Origin of the sequence: Rhizobium grahamii CCGE 502, from assembly GCF_000298315.2 — a bacterium.
In the GTDB taxonomy this organism is placed as follows: domain Bacteria; phylum Pseudomonadota; class Alphaproteobacteria; order Rhizobiales; family Rhizobiaceae; genus Rhizobium; species Rhizobium grahamii.
On record NZ_AEYE02000015.1, the window covers coordinates 109,258 to 129,501 of the forward strand.

The window sequence follows — 20,244 nt, forward strand, 5'->3', positions numbered from 1 at the left end:
GCACAGAGGATGCCAGCTTATGGCTGTTGAGAACCAATTCCGGCTTCTTGTTGAAAGGGCGGACAAGTTCGGGAAAGCAATCGGAGTAGGAAAGGAGTTATTTCTCGGCCTGCTTGAAGAGCGTTCGGATTGGGCGTTCATAATCCAAATCGACGCTCTAAATGAAACCGCAATTCGCGAAACTATGGCGCGTCTCTTGCGGGTCAACGGGGTCGCAGGTGATGAAGGCGACAAAATGGAGCGCTTCGTTAACGGTCTGAGCTATCAAGGCAAGTCATCAATCCTACGACTATTGGAAGCTGCCGGAGCGCCGAAAGACGTTGTCGAATATGTCGAGGCCGTGCGGAAGGTCCGCAATCACTACGCTCACGACATTCGGAATTTGAACAAGAGCCTGATGGAAATCATCGAGGGTCACAATGAGAAATCCAAGCTGTTCAAGTCCCTATGCTACATTGCGAATTATGATGAAGCAGACCTGATGGAGACCATGCGCCAAGACGTCGGCTTTCTCCGCTTCAACCTTCTTAGCCAATGCATGGTGTTCCTGCTCGCGCTCCACCAAACATTGGGAAGGCGGGGCCGGAAGCCTTCGTATTGAACTTCGGCGCCCGCTTCACATGCCGCCCCCCTGCATTTCGTTGCACGGACGATACACAAGACGGATGTTATCCACAGGCCGGGAAAGGGGGTAGCAGCGAGCGAAGGTGCAATCTAAGGGCCAGTTGAGAGACCCTTTCGCTATAAAAATGCAATTAAAACAAATTGATATGACACAGGAAAGGCGGAGCAATGCTCCGCCTTTCCACGTCTCGCCACTGAGTGGGGGTTATTCGGCGGCGAGACGGATGATTTCGGCTTCCTCCTCGTCGTGCTCGTGTTCCTTGTGCTGGATCAGCGGACGGTTGCCCGACAGCTTGCGAACCATCACGTAGAAGACCGGCGTCATGAAGATGCCGAAGAAGGTGACGCCGATCATGCCCGAGAACACGGCCACACCCATGGCCGCACGCATCTCGGCACCCGCGCCGGTGGAGGTGACCAGCGGCACGACGCCCATGATGAAGGCCATGGAGGTCATCAGGATCGGGCGCAGACGCAGGCGGCTTGCCTCGATGGCGGCCTGAACCGGAGTCCGTCCTTCGAATTCCAGCTCGCGGGCGAATTCCACGATCAGGATCGCGTTCTTCGCCGAGAGGCCGACAAGGACGACCAGACCGATCTGCGTGAAGATGTTGTTGTCTCCACCGGTCAGCCAGACGCCTGTCAACGCCGCCAGCACGCCCATCGGCACGATCATGATGATCGCGATCGGCAACGCGAGGCTTTCATACTGAGCAGCGAGCACGAGGAACACCAGCAGCAGCGCCAGCGGGAAGACGATCACGCCGGAGTTGCCCGCCAGGATCTGCTGATAGGTCAGATCCGTCCATTCGAAACTGATGCCCTTCGGCAAGGTCTCTTCGGCGATCTTTTCGATCGCTGCCTGAGCCTGGCCGGAGGAGAAGCCCGGAGCAGGACCGCCGTTGATATCGGCGGAGAGGAAACCGTTATAGCGGTTGGTCCGCTCCGGCCCGGTTGTCGCGTTCACCTTCAGGAGCGCAGACAGCGGGATCATCTGGCCCGATGCCGAACGAACCTTCAGCTTGCCGATATCCTCGGGCTGGGCCCGGAACTTGGCATCGGCCTGGACGCGCACGCTGTAGGTACGGCCGAAGGCGTTGAAGTCGTTGACATAGAGCGAACCGAGGTAGATCTGCAGCGTCTCGAAAACATCGGTTACCGGGACGCCAAGCTGTTCCGCCTTCTCACGGTCGAGATCGGCATAGAGCTGCGGAACATTGATCTGGTAGGCAGAGAAGATGCCGGTCAGTTCAGGCGTCTGGTAGGCCTTGGCGATCATCGCCTTGTTGGCCTCGTCGAGCACCTGATAGCCGAGACCGGCGCGGTCTTCGAGCTGCATCTTGAAGCCGCCCGTCGTGCCGAGACCGTTGACCGGCGGCGGCGGGAACATCGCAATGAAGGCATCCTGGATCGCCCCGAACTTCTGGTTCAGGGACATGGCGATCGCACCACCCGAAAGCGCCGGCGACTGGCGCTCCTCGAAATCCTTCAGCGTCACGAAGACGATGCCGGCGTTCGAGGAATTGGTGAAGCCGTTGATCGACAGGCCCGGGAAGGCAATCGCGTGCGCGACGCCGGGCTCTGCCATGGCGATGTCGCTCATCCGCTTGATGACGTCTTCGGTGCGGTCGAGGCTGGCGGCATCCGGCAGCTGGGCAAAGCCGATCAGGTACTGCTTGTCCTGCGCCGGCACGAAGCCGCCCGGCACCGCATTGAAGAGGCCGTAGGTCGCGCCTGCCAGCACCACATAGACAAGCATGACGATGCTCTTGCGCGACAGCAGACCGCCGACGCCCTTGCTATAGCCTCGCGAACCGGCGCCAAAGGCCTTGTTGAAGCCTCGGAAGAACCAGCCGAAGGCCGCGTCCATGGAGCGTGTCAGCCAGTCACGCTTGGCATGATGGTCCTGCAACAGCAGCGAAGCCAGAGCAGGAGACAGCGTCAGCGAGTTGAAGGCCGAAATGACCGTCGAGATCGCAATCGTCAGTGCGAACTGGCGATAGAACTGTCCGGACAGGCCGGAGATGAAGGCGAGCGGCACGAAAACCGCGACGAGCACAAGCGCGATCGCGATGATCGGACCGGACACTTCCTTCATGGCCTTGTAGGTTGCAGCCCGTGGGCTGAGCCCGCTTTCGATGTTTCGCTCGACGTTTTCGACAACGACGATCGCGTCGTCCACCACGATACCGATCGCCAGCACGAGGCCGAAGAGACTAAGCGCGTTGATCGAGAAGCCGAAGACATACATCACCGCGAACGTGCCGATGATCGAGACCGGAACGGCAATCAGCGGGATGATCGAGGCGCGCCATGTCTGCAGGAACAGAATGACGACGATAACGACGAGCGCGATGGCTTCGAGCAGCGTGTCGACGACCTTCTCGATCGACGAACGAACGAACTTCGTCGTGTCATAGACGATCTCGTAGCTGACGCCGTCAGGCATGGCGGTTTTCAGCTCTTCCATCGTCTTCTGGACTTCGTCCGAGATGGTGATGGCGTTCGAACCCGGAGACTGGAAGACCGGGATGGCGACGGCCGGCTTGCCATCGAGGATCGAACGCAGCGAGTAATCGGCGGCGCCGAGTTCGATGCGGGCGACGTCGCGCAGACGCGTGATCTCGCCATTGGATCCGGTCTTGACGATGATATTGCCGAACTGCTCAGGCGTCTGCAGACGCCCCTGCGCATTGACGTTCAGCTGCAGATCGACACCCGACAGGCTCGGCGAAGCGCCGATGGTGCCGGCTGCGGCCTGCACGTTCTGCCCGCGGATCGCATTGGTGACGTCGCTGGCGGCAAGGCCATGCTCGGCAGCCTTCTGCGGGTCGATCCAAACACGCATCGAATAGTCGCCCGAACCGAACACCTGCACCTGGCCGACGCCATCGATGCGCGCTAGGCGGTCCTTGATGTTGAGGACGCCATAGTTGCGTAGATAGGTGATGTCGTAGCGGTTGTCAGGCGAGATCAGGTTCACGACCATCATCAGGTCAGGAGAGCTCTTGACCGTCGTGATGCCGATGGTCTTCACCTCTTCCGGCAGGCGCGGTTCGGCCTGCGACACGCGGTTCTGGACGAGCTGCTGTGCCTTGTCGGGGTCGGTGCCAAGCTTGAAGGTCACCGTCAGCGTCATGACGCCGTCCGATGTCGCCTGGCTGGACATGTAGAGCATGCCCTCGACGCCGTTGATCTGCTCTTCGAGCGGTGTCGCCACCGTCTGCGCGATGACTTCCGGGTTTGCCCCGGGATAGGTGGCGCGCACGACGATCGACGGCGGAACGACCTCCGGATATTCGGAAATCGGCAGTGAACGCAGGCCAAGCAGACCGGCGACCACGATGAGGACCGATAGGACACCGGCGAACACCGGACGGTCGACAAAGAATCTGGAGAAATTCATTTCAAAGCCCTCTCCGGGATGAAATTTGGGATGCAAAGACCCTCTCCGGCGGTTGGGATGCCGCCGGTGGGTCAGGTCATTTCGGAATTGCACGGAGCGCCGAAACGCTCCGGATAGTTCGGCTTACTGAGCCGTCGCGACTTTCTCTTCCGCCTGCGGGGCAACCACTGCACCCGGACGGATACGCTGCAGGCCATTGACGACGATCTTGTCGCCAACAGTCAGGCCGCTTTCGACGATACGCTGGCCATCCGCCGACGGGCCGAGCTGGACCGGCCGGTAGCTGACCTTGTTTTCGGCATCGACAACGAACACGAACTTCTTGTCCTGGTCGGTGCCGATCGCGCGGTCGCTGATCAGGATCTTGTTCTCGGCCTTCGGCTCGCCCATGCGGACACGAACAAACTGACCGGGGATGAGCTTGCCACCGGGATTGTCGAAGACGGCGCGAACGCCGATCGTCCCGCTGGCCGCATCGACCTGATTGTCGATCAGCTGCAGCTTGCCCTTAATCGGAGTGCCTTGGTCGGCGAGCGTGCCGACCTCGACCGGGATCTGCTCGACAGCGGGAACGGCACCATCGCCAGCAGGAAGCTGGGCAAGCGCATTCGTCACCATCTCTTCACTGGCATTGAAGCTGGCGTAGATCGGGTCGACCGACACAAGCGTCGTCAGCGCCGGAGATGCGCTGCCTTCGGCAACAAGGTTGCCGACGGTCACCTCGATCTTGCCGACGCGGCCGGCAACCGGCGCGCGGACTTCGGTGTAGCCGAGCTCAAGCTGGGCCGAGCGAAGCGCCGCCTGAGCGGTGCGAAGACCGGCCTGAGCCTCGGTGAAGGCGTTCTGCCGCTGGTCGAAATCGCTCTGCGAAATCGTCTTGTTGTCGGAAAGCCTGCGGCCGCGCTCCAGCTCGATCTGCGCAAGATTGACCTTGGCCTCGGCAGAGGCGGTCTGTCCTTCCGCTTGCGAAACCGCCGCCTGGTAGGGCTCCGGATCGATGGTGAAGAGCAGATCGCCGGCCTTCACCAGCGCGCCTTCGCGGAAGTGCACCGACTGAACGGCGCCGGCCACGCGTGAACGGACCTGCACGCGGTCGACGGCCTCAAGGCGGCCCGAAAACTCCTGCCACGTCGTGACATCACGGCTGGCGACGACGGCAACCGTGACCGGCACAGCGGGAGCCTGTGCAGGTGTGGAAGCCGCCGTTGCAGTCGTGCTCATCGGCAGTTCAAAAAAGATGGCTGCGGCCGAAACGGACGCAGCAAGTCCCAAGCCGGCGCCCACAAGGGCCCAGCGCTTTTTACTGGACGTCATTGGTACTCTCCTTACGGCCCTCTCTCAGTGGCCGAATTCAATCAGTTCGTCTTCAATGCAATGGGTTGGCTGCTAATTTCTTGAACGAAGCTCTCGAACTGATCCGTGATCGTCTGTTGCCAGTTCGGCGCCTGTTCGCACTTCCCGCCATAAAGCAACGGCCAGCCTGCCCCGGCGGGGAGGACATTCCGGCGAACTGGAACACCAGCCTGTTTCAGGCGATCGGCGTAACCGAGCGTCTCGTCGCGAAGCGGATCATCCTCCGCCGTCAGAACCAGTGCCGGCGCGACTCCTGAAATACGGGAACACAGACACGGCGCGGCGTAGGGATGACAGCCGCCGCCACTCAGATAGTGGCTCCAGCCTTCGGCCCAGCGCTGACGCATGCCGATGCCATCGGCCTTGCGGATCGACGATGTGCCCATGAAAGGATCAAGCAGCGGTGAAATCAGAACCTGGCCATTGAGCGCATCGGCATAATGGTCGCGCGCCTTGAACGCGACGCCGGCGGCAATGTTACCGCCCGCTTCTTCGCCAGCCACGATCAGCAGGGAATTACGGTCGCCAATACCCGAGGCGCGCTTGTTGGCGAGATAGGAAAAGATCGAGTAACCGACTTCGAGCGGTTTCGGAAAGATGTTGCCGAGCGGCGTGTAGTCAGGCACGGCGACGATTGCGCCGGCACGTGCCATGCATTCCGCCACCGCGCTGTCCTTGACGCCCGACTGCAGGAACGCGCCGCCGTGAAAGAACAGGACGATCGGCGAACCCTTGCCAAACTCAGCGCCCTGATAGACGCGTGTTGAAACCGGGCCGGTGGCCACGTTCTCAAACACTATGTCTTTCACCTGCACCGTCATCGTTCTGGCTCTCGTTTTCACCGAGCTAGCGTATTGCGAGCCACGACGGCTTGCAATTTCTGAAAAAAAGATATTGTTATTTCCCTGACGGAATAAGGAGCTTCATAGCGATTACACTGTTCCGTATTTCGAACAATACCGCAGTGCAACCTGCTTAGGTGATTTCCGATGGACCAGCTCTCGGCAATGCGCGCCTTCATCCGCGTCGTAGAGACGGGCAATTTCACACGGGCCGCCGACACACTCGCCATGCCCAAGGCGACGGTGACCAATCTCATACAGGGGCTTGAAGCGCATCTGCACACCAAGCTTCTCAACCGCACCACACGTCGCGTCATGGTGACCACCGATGGCGCACTCTACTACGAGCGGGCGGCGCAGATCGTCTCCGAGCTCGAGGAACTGGACGGCAGTCTTTCGAACTCGCAAGGCTTGCCGACCGGGCGCCTGCGCGTCGAGATGGCAGGCGCCTTCGCCGACTGGATCGTCGTGCCGGCACTTTGCGATTTCTACCAGAAATATCCGGATATTCGTGTCGATCTCGGGGTCGGCGACCGCACCGTCGACTACCTCGCGGAGAACGTCGATTGCGCGCTGCGCGCCGGCACGCCGGCTGACCAGTCGCTGATCGCGAGACGTGTCTCGGAGGTCGAAATGCTTACGTGCGCGGCACCGCTCTACATCGAAAAATTCGGCATTCCTGCTCGCCCCGAAGAGCTGGAAAACGACCATTATTCAGTGAGTTACTTCCGCGCTCAGACGAACCGGACGCTTCCCTTCGAATTCCGCAAGGACAATGAGGATCTGGAGATCAATCCGCGCTACCTGCTGTCGGTCAATGACAGCCGAACCTTCGTCAATGCGGCGCTGACTGGGCTCGGTATTGCTCAACTGCCGCGCTTCATGATCCGCGATGCGCTGGCCAAGGGCGACTTGGTCGAGATTTTGCCGGAATGGAGCCGCGAGCCGCTGCCGCTCTATATCGTCTATCCGCCAAACCGCCACCTCAGCAACAAGGTCCGCGTCTTCGTCGATTGGCTGGTGAAACTGCTCTCGGATGCGAAGCTGAACGATCGATGATGCAGTTGCGGCCCGGAAGGGGTTCCTTCGACGGGCCGCAACTGTCTGTCATCAAATTCCTTTCAGACCCCGCCGCGTCACCAGGGAAATGGCTCGGCCGGTATCTGAGGTTGGCGCCCGGAGTTGGAGGTCTTCCAGTCGCCTTTACACAATCAATATAAGCCTGCTTTTTGCCATTTGTTAAGTCCTGATTCCTGCACAGCAGATTCGCAAAAACGGAACAATGGCAACTATCACGGTTTAGTGAACAGCTGGCTTGAGCAAATCCTCCAAACCGATCCGCCGGAACAATTCGGCGCGAACGCGATCGGCGACACCATTGACGATCTCGGCACCGTCCTCTGACGGGTCAATGTGAGTGCGGAACGGACGCGTACCAAACGGCATGGCGATAACCTCGGCAATCGCCGTCGCAACCGTGCCCGCATCGGCATCGGCGGGCTCAAGAGCGGCAAGACCCTGCAGCGCCTGTTCCGGAACGCCCTTGTAAGGCCCCTCATTGTATTCGGCCGCCCGCGCAGCGTCAGCAGGCGAGCCGGAATGCGCGAAGTGGTTGGTGCCCTTGGTGAAGGCGCCGGGCACGATGATTGCTGTCTCGATCCCCCAGCGGGCAAGCTCGGACGCATAGCAGACGGCAACGGAGTCCATCGCGGCCTTGGCTGCGAAATAAGGCGCAAGATAGGGAGGCGTACCGCCGCGCGTGCTTGACGACGAGACCCAGACGACCAAGCCCTTGCCCCGCTTGCGCATGTGGGGAAGCACGGCGCGGTTCACCCGCTGCGTCGACAGCACGTTGACGTCGAACAACTCCGCATATTGCTCCGGCGTGAATGCTTCGGCCGGCCCGAAGGACATATGACCGGCATTGTGGATGATGACATCCAGCCTACCCGCCTCTTTGAGCACCTTGTCAATTCCGGTTGCGATGGAAGCATCCGAGACGACATCGAGCTCGACCGAACGGAGATCGACATTGTTGTCCCGCGAGAATGTTGCGATATCGGCAACCGCCTTGGCGTTGCGGCCCACCGTATCGCGGATGCCGGCATAGACGATGTGCCCTTCCCCGGCGAGTGTGCGGGCGGTGAGAGCGCCGAAGCCGCTGGACGCTCCGGTTATGACGATGACCTGCTTTTCCATTGTTCTGTTCCTTCGAATAGTGACAGCTAGAGTCTGATGTTGGAGACGGCGGGCCGAACCCGCCGTTGCAAGGCTGGAAATCAGATGATGCCGCCGTTGGCGCGCAACACCTGGCCGTTGATCCACCCCCCGTCGGGGCCGGCCAGGAATGAGACGGAAGCTGCGATATCCTCAGGCGTTCCCAGGCGCTCCAGCGGGTTCATCTTGGCCATGCGGGCGATCAACTCGTCCGACTTGCCGTCGAGGAAAAGGTCGGTTGCGGTCGGCCCCGGAGCCACTGCGTTTACGGTGATTTCGCGAGCGCGCATTTCCTTCGACATGATCGCCGTCAGCGTCTCGACAGCCGCCTTGGTAGCGGCATAAACGCCGTAGTTTTCCAGCTTCAGGCCGACGACACTCGTCGAAAAGTTGATGACGCGGCCGCCGTTGCGCAGACGCTTGGCCGCTTCGCGCAGAGTGTTGAACGTGCCCTTCAGGTTGACGCTGATCTGGCGATCGAAATTGGCATCGTCGGCATCGGCAATCGACGAGAGCTGCATGATACCGGCATTGTTGACCAGCACATCGACGCCGCCGAAGGCTGCTTCCGCAGCGCCGAACATGCGACGGACGGCTGCGGGATCGCTGACGTCGGCCTGCGCCGTCAGCGCCCTGCCCCCACTCTGCTCGATCTTCTCCACCAGCGCCTCGGCGAGTGCTGCGTTGCCGGCATAGTTGACGACGACGGTGAAACCGTCCCTGGCCAGCCGTTCCGCGATTGCGGCGCCGATCCCTCTCGATGCGCCTGTGACCAGTGCGACTTTGTTCTCGTTGCTGCTCATTGCCTTTCTCCTTCACTTGATGCGGCTCGCCGCGTTTTCGATGAGGAGAAGATGCCGCTTTTCGAATTGCGGATAATCGGCCATTATTCGGCATCACTATCCGGATACAGCGAACAAATAGATGGACAGATTCGATGCCATGCGGGTTTTTTCCCGCGTCGTGGAGAGGCGGAGCTTCACGCTCGCCGCCGAGGACACCGGCCTTCCGCGCTCTACGGTCACGGATGCGGTCAAGCAACTGGAAGCCCGCCTCGGCGTACGATTGCTGCAGAGAACGACGCGCCATGTCAGCCCCACGCTTGATGGCGAAGCCTACTACCAGCGCTGTCTTTCCATCCTCGCCGATATCGAAGACGCAGAGGGCGCCTTCGCCGGCGCCAAGCCGAAGGGAATGCTGCGCGTCGACGTGCATGGCACGCTTGCCCGCCACTTCGTGTTGCCGAGCCTACCGTCCTTCCTCGAGACCTATCCGGATATCGAGTTCTACATGAGCGAGGGGGATCGGCTGGTCGATCTCGTCCGGGAAGGCATCGATTGCGTCCTGCGCGTCGGCGTTCCCCAGGACAGTGACATGGTGGCGCGACGCGTCGCCATGCTGGAGGAGATCACGCTGGCGTCTCCCGCCTATCTTGAAAAGCATGGCCTGCCTGTTCATCCCGACAGGCTCGACGGTCATCGCATGGTGGGCTTTCGCTCGACCGCGACGGGTGGCGTTTTGCCACTGGAATTCCTTGTCGGCGGCAACATTCGCAACGTCACCCTGCCCGCGCCGGTCACCGTCAACGCAGCCGAAAGCTTCATGTCGGCGGCCCGGCTCGGCCTCGGTCTCATTCAGGTGCCGCGATATCATGCCGAGAGGGATCTGGCCGATGGCACGCTGGTTCATGTGCTGCCGGATTTTCCGCTGACCGAGACGCCCGTCTCCTTGCTCTATCCGCGAAACAGGCAGCTTTCTCCGCGCGTTCGCGTTTTCATCGACTGGCTGGCGAAGGTCTTTGCTCGACAATCCTGACGAAAAGCGTTTCACTTGGCGCAACTGCCAGAACCCGGAGATTTCCATGGCCATCACAGACGTCACCGTACACCCGAAAGACGGCGGCTTCGTTGTCATCTTCACGGATCAGTCCGGCAACAACATTTCGGTCACGCTCTATGCCGCTGCCTCTCCCGGACTGACCAGCGATAATGCGATCACCCGGGCAAGAGCGCTGCTTGCCGCGACACTTCAGAGTTCGCAGGTCGACGGAGCACGCGGCAAGGATGCCGCACTTCTGGAAGAGGAGCTCGAAGAAGGCCTCGAGGACACCTTCCCTGCCAGCGATCCCGTATCGGTCACCGGATCATCGATTTCCGCGCACGACCCGAAGGTCGGCCACTAGAGTGCCCGAGCGATCGAAAGCTTGAATCAGATGACACATGCCGCCGGTGCGATCGGCGCCGCTCCCCTCGCCGGCCCTGATCTCACCCGCTTTTTCAAGCGCGACGCGATTGCCGTTGCGCGGGATTTGCTTGGCTGCCATCTGCGCGTCTGCGATGTCGGCGGTCGCATAACCGAGACCGAAGCCTATTTCCCCGACGACGAGGCCTCGCACGCCTTCCGCGGACCGACACCACGCAACCGCGCCATGTTCGGTGAGCCCGGCAACGTGTACATCTACCGCATCTACGGCATGCACTGGTGCGTGAATTTCGTCTGCACGCCGGGCTCCGCGGTGCTGATCCGCGCAATCGAGCCGGAAGCCGGCATCGCGACCATGATCGAGCGCCGCAACAACGATGCGCTGGCGCAACTCTGCAGCGGTCCCGGCAAGCTCTGCCAGGCGCTCGGCATCGACCTGTCCCTGAATGACAGGCTGCTTGATCAGCCGCCCTTCTCGATTGCCCCTTCCGCGCCCGTCGAGATTGTCGCCGGCAAACGCATCGGCATAACGAAAAATGCCGAAGCACCATGGCGCTTCGGCATCTCCGGGTCTCGTTATCTCAGCAAACCGTTTCGCTGAGCATCACTCCAGGACGGCGCTGTGATCCATCACAGGCGCGACTTTCGGCTTGCGCAGCAGCAGCGCAAGCGGGATGACCGCAAGCGACATCAGCATCAGCAGCTTGAAATCATCGATGTAGGCGATGATCGTCGATTGCAGGGTGATCACCTCGTTGAGCGCCGCACGACCGGCCGCTGTCAGCGGGCTCATCCCCTGCGCCGCCGTTGCCTCGAAGGCGCGGTTGAACGGCGTGACGTAGGCAGCGATGTTCTCGTGGTTGACCTGCGCATTCTCCACCAGCAGCGCCGAAACGATCGAGATGCCGACGCTCGAGCCGATGTTACGCGACAGGTTGTAGAGGCCGGTGCCGTCGCCGCGCATGTGCGCCGGCAGCGTCGAGAAGGCAATCGTCGTCAGCGGCACGAACAGGAAGCCGAGGCCAGCCCCCTGGATGAAGCCGACCGACACGATCGTCCACTGCGAAACATCGGGCGTCCAGCCGGTCATGTCGTACATCGCCCAGGCTGTGAGGCCGAGGCCAAGGACCAGCAGCAGGCGCGTATCGACCTTGCCGATCAGCTTGCCGACGATGAACATGCAGAGCATCGTACCAAGTCCGCGCGGCCCCATGACGATACCTGCGGTGATGACGGGGCAGCCCATCAGCGTCTGCAGGTAGGGCGTCATCAGCGCCAAGGATGCGAGATAGGTGATGCCGATCACGAAGATGAAGAGCATGCTCACCGAGAAGTTCCGGTCGAGGAACAGCCTCGGATTAACGAAGGATTTCTGCGCCGTCAGCGTATGCACGACCAGCAGGTAGAAGGCGCCGGCGCAGACGATCGCCTCGACCATGATCTCGCCTGACGCAAACCAGTTGAGCTGTTCGCCGCGATCGAGAAACAGCTGCAGCGACGCGATGCCGAGACTCATCATCCCGAACCCGAACCAGTCGAGCTTCGCCAACGCATCCAGCTTCGTTTCCGTGACGTAGATCACGATGCCGGCGAATGCCAGCGCACCGATCGGGATGTTGATATAGAACACCCAGCGCCAGCTGATGTTGTCAGTCAGCCAGCCGCCGATGACAGGTCCTAGGACCGGCCCGACCATGACCGAGACGCCAAATAAGGCCATGGCCGAGCCGCGCTCCTCGACAGTGTAAATGTCGAGGAGGATGCCCTGAGAGAGGGGAACCAGAGACGCGCCGAACAGGCCCTGCAACAGGCGGAAGGTGACGATCTGGTTCAGCGATTGCGCAAGGCCGCAGAGAATGGACGCGAAGACAAAGCCGGCGATTGCCGCCAACAGCACCCGCTTGCGCCCGAACTTGGCGGCGAGAAAACCCGATGGCGGCGTCATGATCGCAGCCGCCACGATGTAGGAGGTCAACACCCAGTTGATCTGGTCGGCGCTCGCCGAGACACTGCCCTGGATATAGGGCAGCGCGACGTTGGCGATCGTCGTATCCAGTGCCTGCATGATCACGGCTAGGATGACGCAGGCCGTGATCGCGCCGCGGTTGGCAACCGGCGTGGCCGGCGATGATGCAGCGTTACTCATGGTCCTTGCCGCCCGAGCGGCCCAAAAGCTCGGAAACGAAATCGGGAAGGCCGCGGGCGCGACCCGTGTCGACATCGACGACCGTGCTCATGCCGACGCGAAGCGGCGGCTTGCCGGCGGCATCATCAATGCTGACACGCATCGGGATGCGCTGCACGACCTTTACCCAGTTGCCCGTGGTGTTCTGTGCCGGCAGCAGCGAGAAGCTGGAACCGGAGGCCGGGCTGATACTCTCGACCTTGCCCTTCCACTCGACGCCCGGATAGGTATCCACATAGATCGTCACCGGCTGGCCGGGCTTGACATAGGTGAGCTCGGTTTCCTTCGGGCTCGCGGAAATCCAGAGATTGTTGTCCGAAACCAGCGAGAAGGCCTGCGTCGACGCCTGCAGATAGGAGCCCGGCTGCAGCGAGTTGACGTTCGTCGCGATGCCGTCGAACGGCGCCTTGACGACGCTGTGGTCGAGTTGGCGCTGGGCATCATCTACCTTGGCCTTGGCTTCGAGATAGAGCGGGTTCTGCTCGACCGGCTGGTCGGCATTGCCGCCGAGCTGCGCCAGCGTTGCCGCTGCCTCAGCCTTGGCGACCGTGACCTTCTGGTGACCGGCATCGAGATTGTGCTTGGCCTGATCATAGGCGGTCCGCGTCGCGGCCGAGCTGTTCAGCAGGCTCTGCTGGCGGTCGAATTCCGTCTGATAGTACGGAATATCGGCTTCCGCCTGGGTAATCTCGGCAAGCGACTGCTGGTAGCTGGCCTGCATATTCAGGATCTGGTTGCGCACGGCGCCAAGCTGAGCCTCCGCGCCTTCAAGCGCGATCTTGAAGGCATCCTGCTGCAGGCTGAAGAGCACCTGGCCCTTCTTCACCGCTTCGTTCTCATGCACGTTGATCTGGTCGACGATACCGGAAACGTCGGTCGTCAGCCCCACCATGTCGGCCTGGATATAGGCATTGTCGGTCGACATGATCTGACCGCCGTTGACATAGTAGTATCCGCCGACGACGAGCGCGATCGGCAGCAGAGCGAAGAGAACGGGCCGCGTGAGACTGCGCCGGCGGCGGACCTGAGTGCCGCCGGGCGCAGCCACTGCAGTAGCGGGCGCTGAATTGGATGAAGGCGCCTCGGCTACCGTCTCCCCGCGGGGGGAAGCGTCGTTTTCTTCAACTGGGTTCTGGGCGTTTGCGTCTGCTACGACGCGCAGGGAGGACTTCTCAGCCATGTTTTGTCTCATCTTCGGCTACCGGGGTTCGGCAAGCCTGCACTAGGTTCGTCTTCATTGCGGTTAGGATACCGAACAGCTGATCGCGCTGTTCGGAAGGGATGCCATCAAAAGCTTCGCCGCGTGTCAGGTCGCCCAGTTCACGCATCTCGGCCAGAAGCGGATGCGCTTCCTCGCGCACATAGAGAAGCCAGATGCGGCGGTCAGTCGGATGCTGGCGGCGCTCGATGAGACCACGATCAGCCAACTTGTCGAGAATGCGGACCAGCGTGATCGGTTCGATTTCCAGGATCTCGGCAAGTCCGCCCTGGTGGATTCCCTCATTGCTGCGGAGATAGGCGAGCGTCTGCCACTGCGACCGCGTCAGCCCAAGGCAACGCGCGCGCTGCTCGAACCGCTTGCGAAGCAACCGTGCGACGTCGTGCAACAGAAACCCGAGAGTGGGATTGTCGTTCATTGGTACCGCGCCAATTGTAAGCACACTTATAATACGCTCAGATATATTAAGCGTGTGCGCTGCACAAGTCTGTCGGCCACGAAATCGTATGTTGCGAGCAAAATGCCGCACCAGCATTCTGGTCGGAGTTACACGCATGGCTTCCAGCAGCCAGTGAAATTGCAACCGGTCGGCATTTGCAATTTCTGCCGGAGGCAGTTTATATACGTCCTACAGGTACTTAGCGGGTCTCCGCATTATTCTTTTTTAGCAATGGCAGATCGTCCGCGCGCCCAGATTGGCGCTCAGGTGCAGAATATCGATACGGGCGACGCTTTTTCGCTCGGACGCAGCAAGACGTGACACGCATTATCTTATCGACATAGTGGGCTTGCTGGCAGCGGCCCAAATTGGGAGACTGCTATGCCTTTCTCAATTAGAAACATGCTTTTGCTGAGCAGCATGATCCTCCTGCCTGCAGCAAGCGCAGTCGCCCAAGGTGCCCCGCCTCCCCCACCAGTCACCGTTGCCAAGCCTGTCGTGCGCGATGTCGTCGACAACGATGAATTCATCGGCCGCTTCGAACCGGTGGATGAGGTGTCTGTCCGTTCTCGCGTCGGCGGCTACCTGCAGGAAGTGCATTTCACGGACGGCGCCGTTGTCAAAGAAGGAGACCTCCTTTTCGTCATCGATCAGCGGCCTTTCATTACCGCGCTGAACGAGTCGAACGCTGCCCTAGAAGTGGCCAAGTCCACGCAGACCTATGCTGAAGCCCAGTTCAAACGTGCCGAGTCGCTAGCGACCAGCGGCAGCCAGTCGGTCTCCACTCTGGACGACCGGCGCCGCGAATGGATCTCGGCGCAGGCAAACGTCCGCGGTGCCCAGGCGACTGCTGACCGCGCTGCTCTCGATATGGATTATACCAAGATCACAGCACCCTTGAGCGGGCGTATCGATCGCCGCCTGATCTCGATCGGCAACCTGGTTCAAGCCGACCAATCGATACTGACGACAATCGTTTCACTCGACCCGATCGACTTTTACTTCGATGTGGACGAGCGCCGACTCCTGAATTTCGCAGACACTGCTCGCAGGAAGGGCCAGGTGCTTCAGCAGGGCGGAGGCGGCGTCGACGTGACGGTGACGATCAGCGACCCGAACGCCAAGCCCTTCATGGGAAAGCTCGACTTTGCGGAGAACAGGATCGACAACCAGAGCGGCACGATCCGGCTCCGCGCTCGCTTCGCCAACCCGGATCTGGTGCTTCAGCCTGGACTGTTTGGGCGCATTCAGGTTGCGGCTTCCAATACCTATAAAGCCGTCCTCGTCCCCGACGAAGCGATCGGCTCCGACCAGAATGAGCGCGTCGTGTATGTCGTCGGCACCGATGGCAAGGTTTCGACCATGCCCGTGCGACCGGGCCCCCGGCTTTATGGCTATCGGGTCATCCGTGAGGGCCTCGACGGCACCGAGACGATTGTCGTCAATGGTCTGATGCGCGTTCGGCCCGGTGCGACGATCACGCCGAAGATGACGGAACTGCCACAAGAACGGCGTGACACGCCGCCCGATTCCGCTGTCACGGAGAGCGGACAATGAGATTTGCCCATTTTTTCGTAGACCGGCCGATCTTTGCGGCCGTCATCTCGATTGTCTTTCTCGTCGTCGGTAGCATTGCCTATACGCAATTGCCGGTATCGCAGTATCCCGAGATTGCACCGCCGACCATCGTCGTACGCACCTCTTACCCGGGTGCCGACCCGCAGACGATCGCCGACACCGTGTCGACACCGCTCGAACAGCAGATCAACGGCGTCGAGGACATGCTCTACATGTCCTCCTATTCCAGCGCTGACGGCGCCATGTCGCTGACGATTACGTTCAAGCTGGGCACTGACCTCGATAAGGTGCAGGTTCTTGTCCAGAACCGCGTTTCGATCGCCCTGCCCCGGCTTCCTGAAGAGGTACAGCGGCTTGGCGTGACCACCGACAAGAGTTCTCCCGACCTTATGATGGTCGTGCACGTTCTGTCTCCCTCGCACCGCTATGACCAGCTTTACGTCTCGAACTACGCCCGCAACCGTATCCGCGACGTACTGGTCCGCCTCGACGGCGTTGGCGACGTGCAGATCTTCGGTGAACGCCAATATTCGATGCGAATCTGGCTCGACCCAGAAAAGCTCTCCGCCTACCAGATGACATCGGATGACGTTGTCGCAGCGCTCCGAGACCAAAACGTTCAGGTATCAGGCGGCAAGATCGGTGCGCCGCCCGTTACCGGCAAGAATGCATTTGAATACACGGTGCGAACCGAAGGACGTTTTTCCGATGTCCGCCAATTTCGCTATGTCATCGTCAAATCGACTGCGAGTGGCCGCCTCGTCGCGCTGCAGGATATCGCTCGTATCGAACTCGGCGCACAGGATTACGTCACCAACAGCTATCTCAACAACGATCCCGCGGTCGCACTCGGCGTCTTCGCCCGGCCTGGAACCAACGCCCTGGATACTGCGCATCAGGTCCAGGCGATCATGAAGGATATCTCGCAGAATTTCCCACCAGGTTTGGAGTATCGGATCGTCTACGACACGACCGAATTCATTTCAGATTCGATCGCAGAGGTCTATCGAACGATCGCCGAGGCGGCGATTCTGGTGGCCATTGTTGTCTTGGTTTTCCTGCAATCCTGGCGAACGGCGATCATTCCCATCGTCGCGATACCGGTATCGCTGATCGGCACCTTTGCGGTGCTGCTGGCGTTCGGCTTCTCGCTCAACATGCTGACTCTGTTCGGCCTAGTGCTTGCGATCGGTATCGTCGTCGACGATGCCATCGTCGTGGTGGAGAACGTCGAGCGCAATCTGGCGCGGGGGATGACTCCGAAGGAAGCGGCTCATGTCACCATGGATGAGGTCGGCACCGCGGTCGTTGCGATTTCGTTGGTCCTTATCGCCGTGTTCGTACCAACGGCATTCATTCCCGGCATATCTGGCCAGTTCTACAGGCAATTCGCGGTTACGATTTCGGTCACCACGGCGATCTCGGCGTTGAATTCCCTGACGCTTTCGCCGGCGTTGGCGGGGATCTTGCTGAAGAGCCATGACCACGAGAGCAAGCGCGTCAGCATCGCAACGCGTTTCACACGCGGTTTGGCCAACGGCTTCAACCACGGCTTCGATCGAATGAGCGCCGGCTATTCATGGATCATCCGGCATCTCGTCAGCAGCTGGGTGGGGTTGACCTGCGCGCTTCTGGTCTTCGCAGGGCTCTTGGGAGCAACCTGGTACATGGGCACAAAAGTCCCTTCGGGCTTTATCCCGACCATGGACCAGGGTTACGCGATCATCGTCATACAGCTTCCCGATGGCGCCTCGCTCGCTCGTACGGATGCCGTCGTCAAGCAGGTTGGCGACATCGCCCGGCAGGTTCCCGGCGTCGGCAACGCCGTGCAGTTCGCGGGCTTCAGCGGCGCGACCTTCACGAATGCCTCCAATGCCGGCGTGGTTTTCGTCCCGTTCAAGTCTTTCGCCGAACGTGAGGAAGGCGGCGAGACCGCAAACAAGATCATCGGCGAGCTGTTCGGTAAGCTGCAGAATATCCAGGAAGCGTTCATCATCGCCATCCCGCCGCCGTCCGTACGAGGCGTCGGCAACTCCGGCGGCTTCAAGATGCAGATTTCGGATCTTGATAACGCCGACATGACGCGCGTGCTTGGCCTCGCGCGCCAGATGATGGGCGCTGCGGCCACGACGTCAGGACTGACCGGCGTCTTCACGACGTTCTCAGATGCCAGCCCACAATACTTCCTTGAGATCGACCGCGACAAGGCTCGCTTCCTGAACGTGCCGATCCCTAACATCTTCAACGCCCTGTCGATCAACCTCGGCGTTTCCTATGTCAACGATTTCAATGCGTTCGGCCGCGTCTATCAGGTTCGCGCCCAGGCCGACCGGCAATACAGGATGGACAGGGAAGACATCCTTGCACTGAAGGTCCGGTCGGCGACGGGCGCGCTGGTACCGCTCGGAACCCTGATGGAGATCAAGGATGCAAGCGGCCCGGCGCTTGTCCAGCGTTACAATATGTATGTCTCGGTGCCCCTGCAGGGCAATCCGACGCCTGGGACGTCGACCGGCGATGCCATCAAGAAGATGGAAGCGCTGGCGGCAAAGATCTTGCCACCAGGGACCACCTTCGAATGGACCGAATTGGCCTATCAGGAAACGCATACCGGAAACACGGCGATATACATATTCATTCTGTCCGTGGTCTTCGTCTTCCTGGCTTTGGCTGCCCAATACGAGAGCTGGGTGTTGCCTCTGGCGATCATCCTGATCGTCCCGCTTGCCGTGCTCGCCGCGTTGATCGGTGTCTGGTTGAGAGGGATGGACAACAACGTCCTCACGCAGATCGGTCTGATCGTGCTGATCGGCCTTGCTGCGAAGAACGCCATCCTGATCGTCGAATTCGCCCGGCAGGCTGAAGAGGAAGGCAAATCACCGGTGGAGGCTGCGGTGGAGGCCAGCCACCTTCGCCTCCGCCCGATCCTGATGACGGCATTCGCCTTTATCTTCGGCGTCCTGCCCCTCGCAATCGCCACCGGCCCCGGAGCCGAAATGCGTCAGTCACTCGGGACGGCCGTTTTCTCAGGGATGCTTGGCGTAACGATTTTCGGCCTGTTCCTGACGCCCGTTTTCTACGTCGTCCTGCGCGGGTGGCGTCGGAAAAAACCTGTTGCACAGACCGAGACCGCGCCGCCCTCCGAGGAGGCTGCCACCGGGACTTCTTCATGAAGGGCGCCGCTCGACTACGTTCTGTTTGAACAGGTCTGACGACAGGACCTTCCGGAGCGGCTTCTCGACAAGCTCGTAAGCTGCCGCTCCGAGAACCGTTCCGCCAACAGCGGCGAGCGCGATCGTCGACGTGGTCGACAGCCCGATCATTCCGGCAGCCTTGACGATCACCGAGATCGCCAGCGTGTGCCAGAGGTAGATAGAATAGGACGCATCGCCGAGATAAGTGAGAAGCGGTACGCGGCCAATGCTGCCATCTGTCTCGAGCGACACCATGCCGTAAACCAGTGCCATGGCGAGCGGCCCGCAGATCGTTTCGTCGAAATCGGCACCGATCAGGAAAATTGTCGCAAAGCCGGAGAGCGAGGCACCGACACAAGCAAGCCCCAGGCTGGTTCCTGCGATCCACCGCTTGATCCACAATTCCGCGATGAAGACGCCTCCGAGGAATTCCAGAATGATCGGCCGGGTAAAGGTTTTGAGCACCGGCGACGCCGGCTCGAAAAGAAGGCCGATCAGGAAAAAGCCACCGAAGATCGCCGTCAGATACAGCAGCCGCCAGCGACGTGGCAGGAAAAGCGCCCCGGCAAACAACACGTAAAAGAACATCTCAAAATTCAGCGTCCAACCCTGGACGAGGACCGGCCAGATGTCGCCGGTGCTTGGCGACGGGGCTGGAATGAAGAGCAGCGAGGCAAGGATGTGGGCGCCGGTCAGCTTCAGGTTCGGGAACAGGCCGACCACAGCGCCGGCGATCATCACGCCAGTCACCAGCCAGTAGGATGGCGCGATGCGCCGGATGCGATCGAGCAGGAACCCTTGCGGTGTCATCGGCCGGCGATCACTGATGACCCACATGATGAAACCGCTGATCACGAAGAAGACGTCGACGCCAGCGGCACCGATTGCAAAATGCTCACCGGTCCTTTCGGCAGCGTGGAAGACCACGACGGCAAGTGCCGCAAAGGCGCGCAGATATTGGATGCCGTAAAGTGTCTTCATCGGT

At 60.5% G+C, this 20,244-nt stretch carries 16 protein-coding genes; 7 read left to right on the forward strand and 9 right to left on the reverse strand.

Annotated elements, in window-relative coordinates; translation table 11 throughout:
- The first annotated feature begins 19 nt into the window (after positions 1–19).
- Complete coding sequence (locus RGCCGE502_RS14775) at positions 20–601, forward strand: hypothetical protein (protein ID WP_016554972.1); 582 nt, start codon at positions 20–22, stop codon at positions 599–601.
- Positions 602–829: 228 nt separating this feature from the next.
- Here RGCCGE502_RS14775 and RGCCGE502_RS14780 read toward each other — a convergent pair whose 3' ends face one another.
- From RGCCGE502_RS14780 to RGCCGE502_RS14790, 3 genes are all read right to left on the reverse strand, one after another.
- Positions 830–4,030 (reverse strand): efflux RND transporter permease subunit, encoded by a 3,201-nt coding sequence (locus RGCCGE502_RS14780; protein ID WP_016554973.1) that lies wholly within the window; start codon positions 4,028–4,030, stop codon positions 830–832.
- A gap of 123 nt (positions 4,031–4,153) precedes the next feature.
- Complete coding sequence (locus RGCCGE502_RS14785) at positions 4,154–5,344, reverse strand: efflux RND transporter periplasmic adaptor subunit (protein ID WP_016554974.1); 1,191 nt, start codon at positions 5,342–5,344, stop codon at positions 4,154–4,156.
- A 41-nt stretch (positions 5,345–5,385) separates the two neighbouring features.
- A complete protein-coding gene (locus RGCCGE502_RS14790; RefSeq protein WP_016554975.1) occupies positions 5,386–6,204 on the reverse strand; it encodes an alpha/beta hydrolase fold domain-containing protein in 819 nt (272 codons plus the stop codon).
- A gap of 168 nt (positions 6,205–6,372) precedes the next feature.
- On the opposite strand from RGCCGE502_RS14790, the gene RGCCGE502_RS14795 reads away from it, so the two are divergent.
- Entirely contained in the window at positions 6,373–7,284 is a 912-nt protein-coding gene (locus RGCCGE502_RS14795) for a LysR family transcriptional regulator (RefSeq protein WP_016554976.1), read from the forward strand.
- A gap of 240 nt (positions 7,285–7,524) precedes the next feature.
- On the opposite strand, the gene RGCCGE502_RS14800 is transcribed toward RGCCGE502_RS14795, so the two are convergent.
- Together RGCCGE502_RS14800 and RGCCGE502_RS14805 are read right to left on the reverse strand one after the other, a co-directional pair.
- Positions 7,525–8,424 (reverse strand): SDR family oxidoreductase, encoded by a 900-nt coding sequence (locus RGCCGE502_RS14800; protein WP_016554977.1) that lies wholly within the window; start codon positions 8,422–8,424, stop codon positions 7,525–7,527.
- A gap of 80 nt (positions 8,425–8,504) precedes the next feature.
- Entirely contained in the window at positions 8,505–9,245 is a 741-nt protein-coding gene (locus RGCCGE502_RS14805) for an SDR family oxidoreductase (protein ID WP_016554978.1), read from the reverse strand.
- Between the two features lie 121 nt (positions 9,246–9,366).
- Between RGCCGE502_RS14805 and RGCCGE502_RS14810 the strand changes: the two genes are divergently transcribed.
- Genes RGCCGE502_RS14810 through RGCCGE502_RS14820 form a run of 3 tightly spaced genes read left to right on the forward strand, consistent with a single transcriptional unit; the run spans position 9,367 to position 11,245 of the window.
- Entirely contained in the window at positions 9,367–10,257 is an 891-nt protein-coding gene (locus RGCCGE502_RS14810; RefSeq protein WP_016554979.1) for a LysR family transcriptional regulator, read from the forward strand.
- Positions 10,258–10,303: 46 nt separating this feature from the next.
- Positions 10,304–10,624, forward strand: coding sequence for a hypothetical protein (locus tag RGCCGE502_RS14815; protein ID WP_040674664.1), 321 nt, complete (start codon positions 10,304–10,306; stop codon positions 10,622–10,624).
- A gap of 30 nt (positions 10,625–10,654) precedes the next feature.
- Positions 10,655–11,245 (forward strand): DNA-3-methyladenine glycosylase, encoded by a 591-nt coding sequence (locus tag RGCCGE502_RS14820; protein ID WP_016554981.1) that lies wholly within the window; start codon positions 10,655–10,657, stop codon positions 11,243–11,245.
- 3 nt (positions 11,246–11,248) lie between these two features.
- Here RGCCGE502_RS14820 and RGCCGE502_RS14825 read toward each other — a convergent pair whose 3' ends face one another.
- From RGCCGE502_RS14825 to RGCCGE502_RS14835, 3 genes are read right to left on the reverse strand one after another with little or no spacing between them, the layout of a single operon-like run.
- Positions 11,249–12,790 carry a DHA2 family efflux MFS transporter permease subunit gene (locus RGCCGE502_RS14825; RefSeq protein ID WP_016554982.1) on the reverse strand — a complete coding sequence of 514 codons (1,542 nt, stop codon included), beginning with the start codon at positions 12,788–12,790 and terminating at the stop codon, positions 11,249–11,251.
- Entirely contained in the window at positions 12,783–14,009 is a 1,227-nt protein-coding gene (locus RGCCGE502_RS14830) for an HlyD family secretion protein (protein WP_016554983.1), read from the reverse strand. Before RGCCGE502_RS14830 ends, RGCCGE502_RS14825 begins: the two co-directional genes overlap by 8 nt.
- On the reverse strand, positions 14,002–14,466 hold the full coding sequence (locus RGCCGE502_RS14835; protein WP_016554984.1) for a MarR family winged helix-turn-helix transcriptional regulator: 465 nt from the start codon (positions 14,464–14,466) through the stop codon (positions 14,002–14,004). Before RGCCGE502_RS14835 ends, RGCCGE502_RS14830 begins: the two co-directional genes overlap by 8 nt.
- A 423-nt stretch (positions 14,467–14,889) precedes the next feature.
- Here RGCCGE502_RS14835 and RGCCGE502_RS14840 point away from each other — a divergent pair, with 423 nt between their 5' ends.
- Both RGCCGE502_RS14840 and RGCCGE502_RS14845 read left to right on the forward strand, forming a co-directional pair.
- Positions 14,890–16,044, forward strand: coding sequence for an efflux RND transporter periplasmic adaptor subunit (locus RGCCGE502_RS14840; RefSeq protein ID WP_019279980.1), 1,155 nt, complete (start codon positions 14,890–14,892; stop codon positions 16,042–16,044).
- Positions 16,041–19,238 carry an efflux RND transporter permease subunit gene (locus tag RGCCGE502_RS14845; RefSeq protein ID WP_016554986.1) on the forward strand — a complete coding sequence of 1,066 codons (3,198 nt, stop codon included), beginning with the start codon at positions 16,041–16,043 and terminating at the stop codon, positions 19,236–19,238. The genes RGCCGE502_RS14840 and RGCCGE502_RS14845 overlap by 4 nt, the downstream gene beginning before the upstream one ends.
- On the opposite strand, the gene RGCCGE502_RS14850 is transcribed toward RGCCGE502_RS14845, so the two are convergent.
- Complete coding sequence (locus RGCCGE502_RS14850; protein WP_016554987.1) at positions 19,233–20,240, reverse strand: acyltransferase family protein; 1,008 nt, start codon at positions 20,238–20,240, stop codon at positions 19,233–19,235. The genes RGCCGE502_RS14845 and RGCCGE502_RS14850 overlap by 6 nt on opposite strands.
- Between the last annotated feature and the right edge of the window lie 4 nt (positions 20,241–20,244).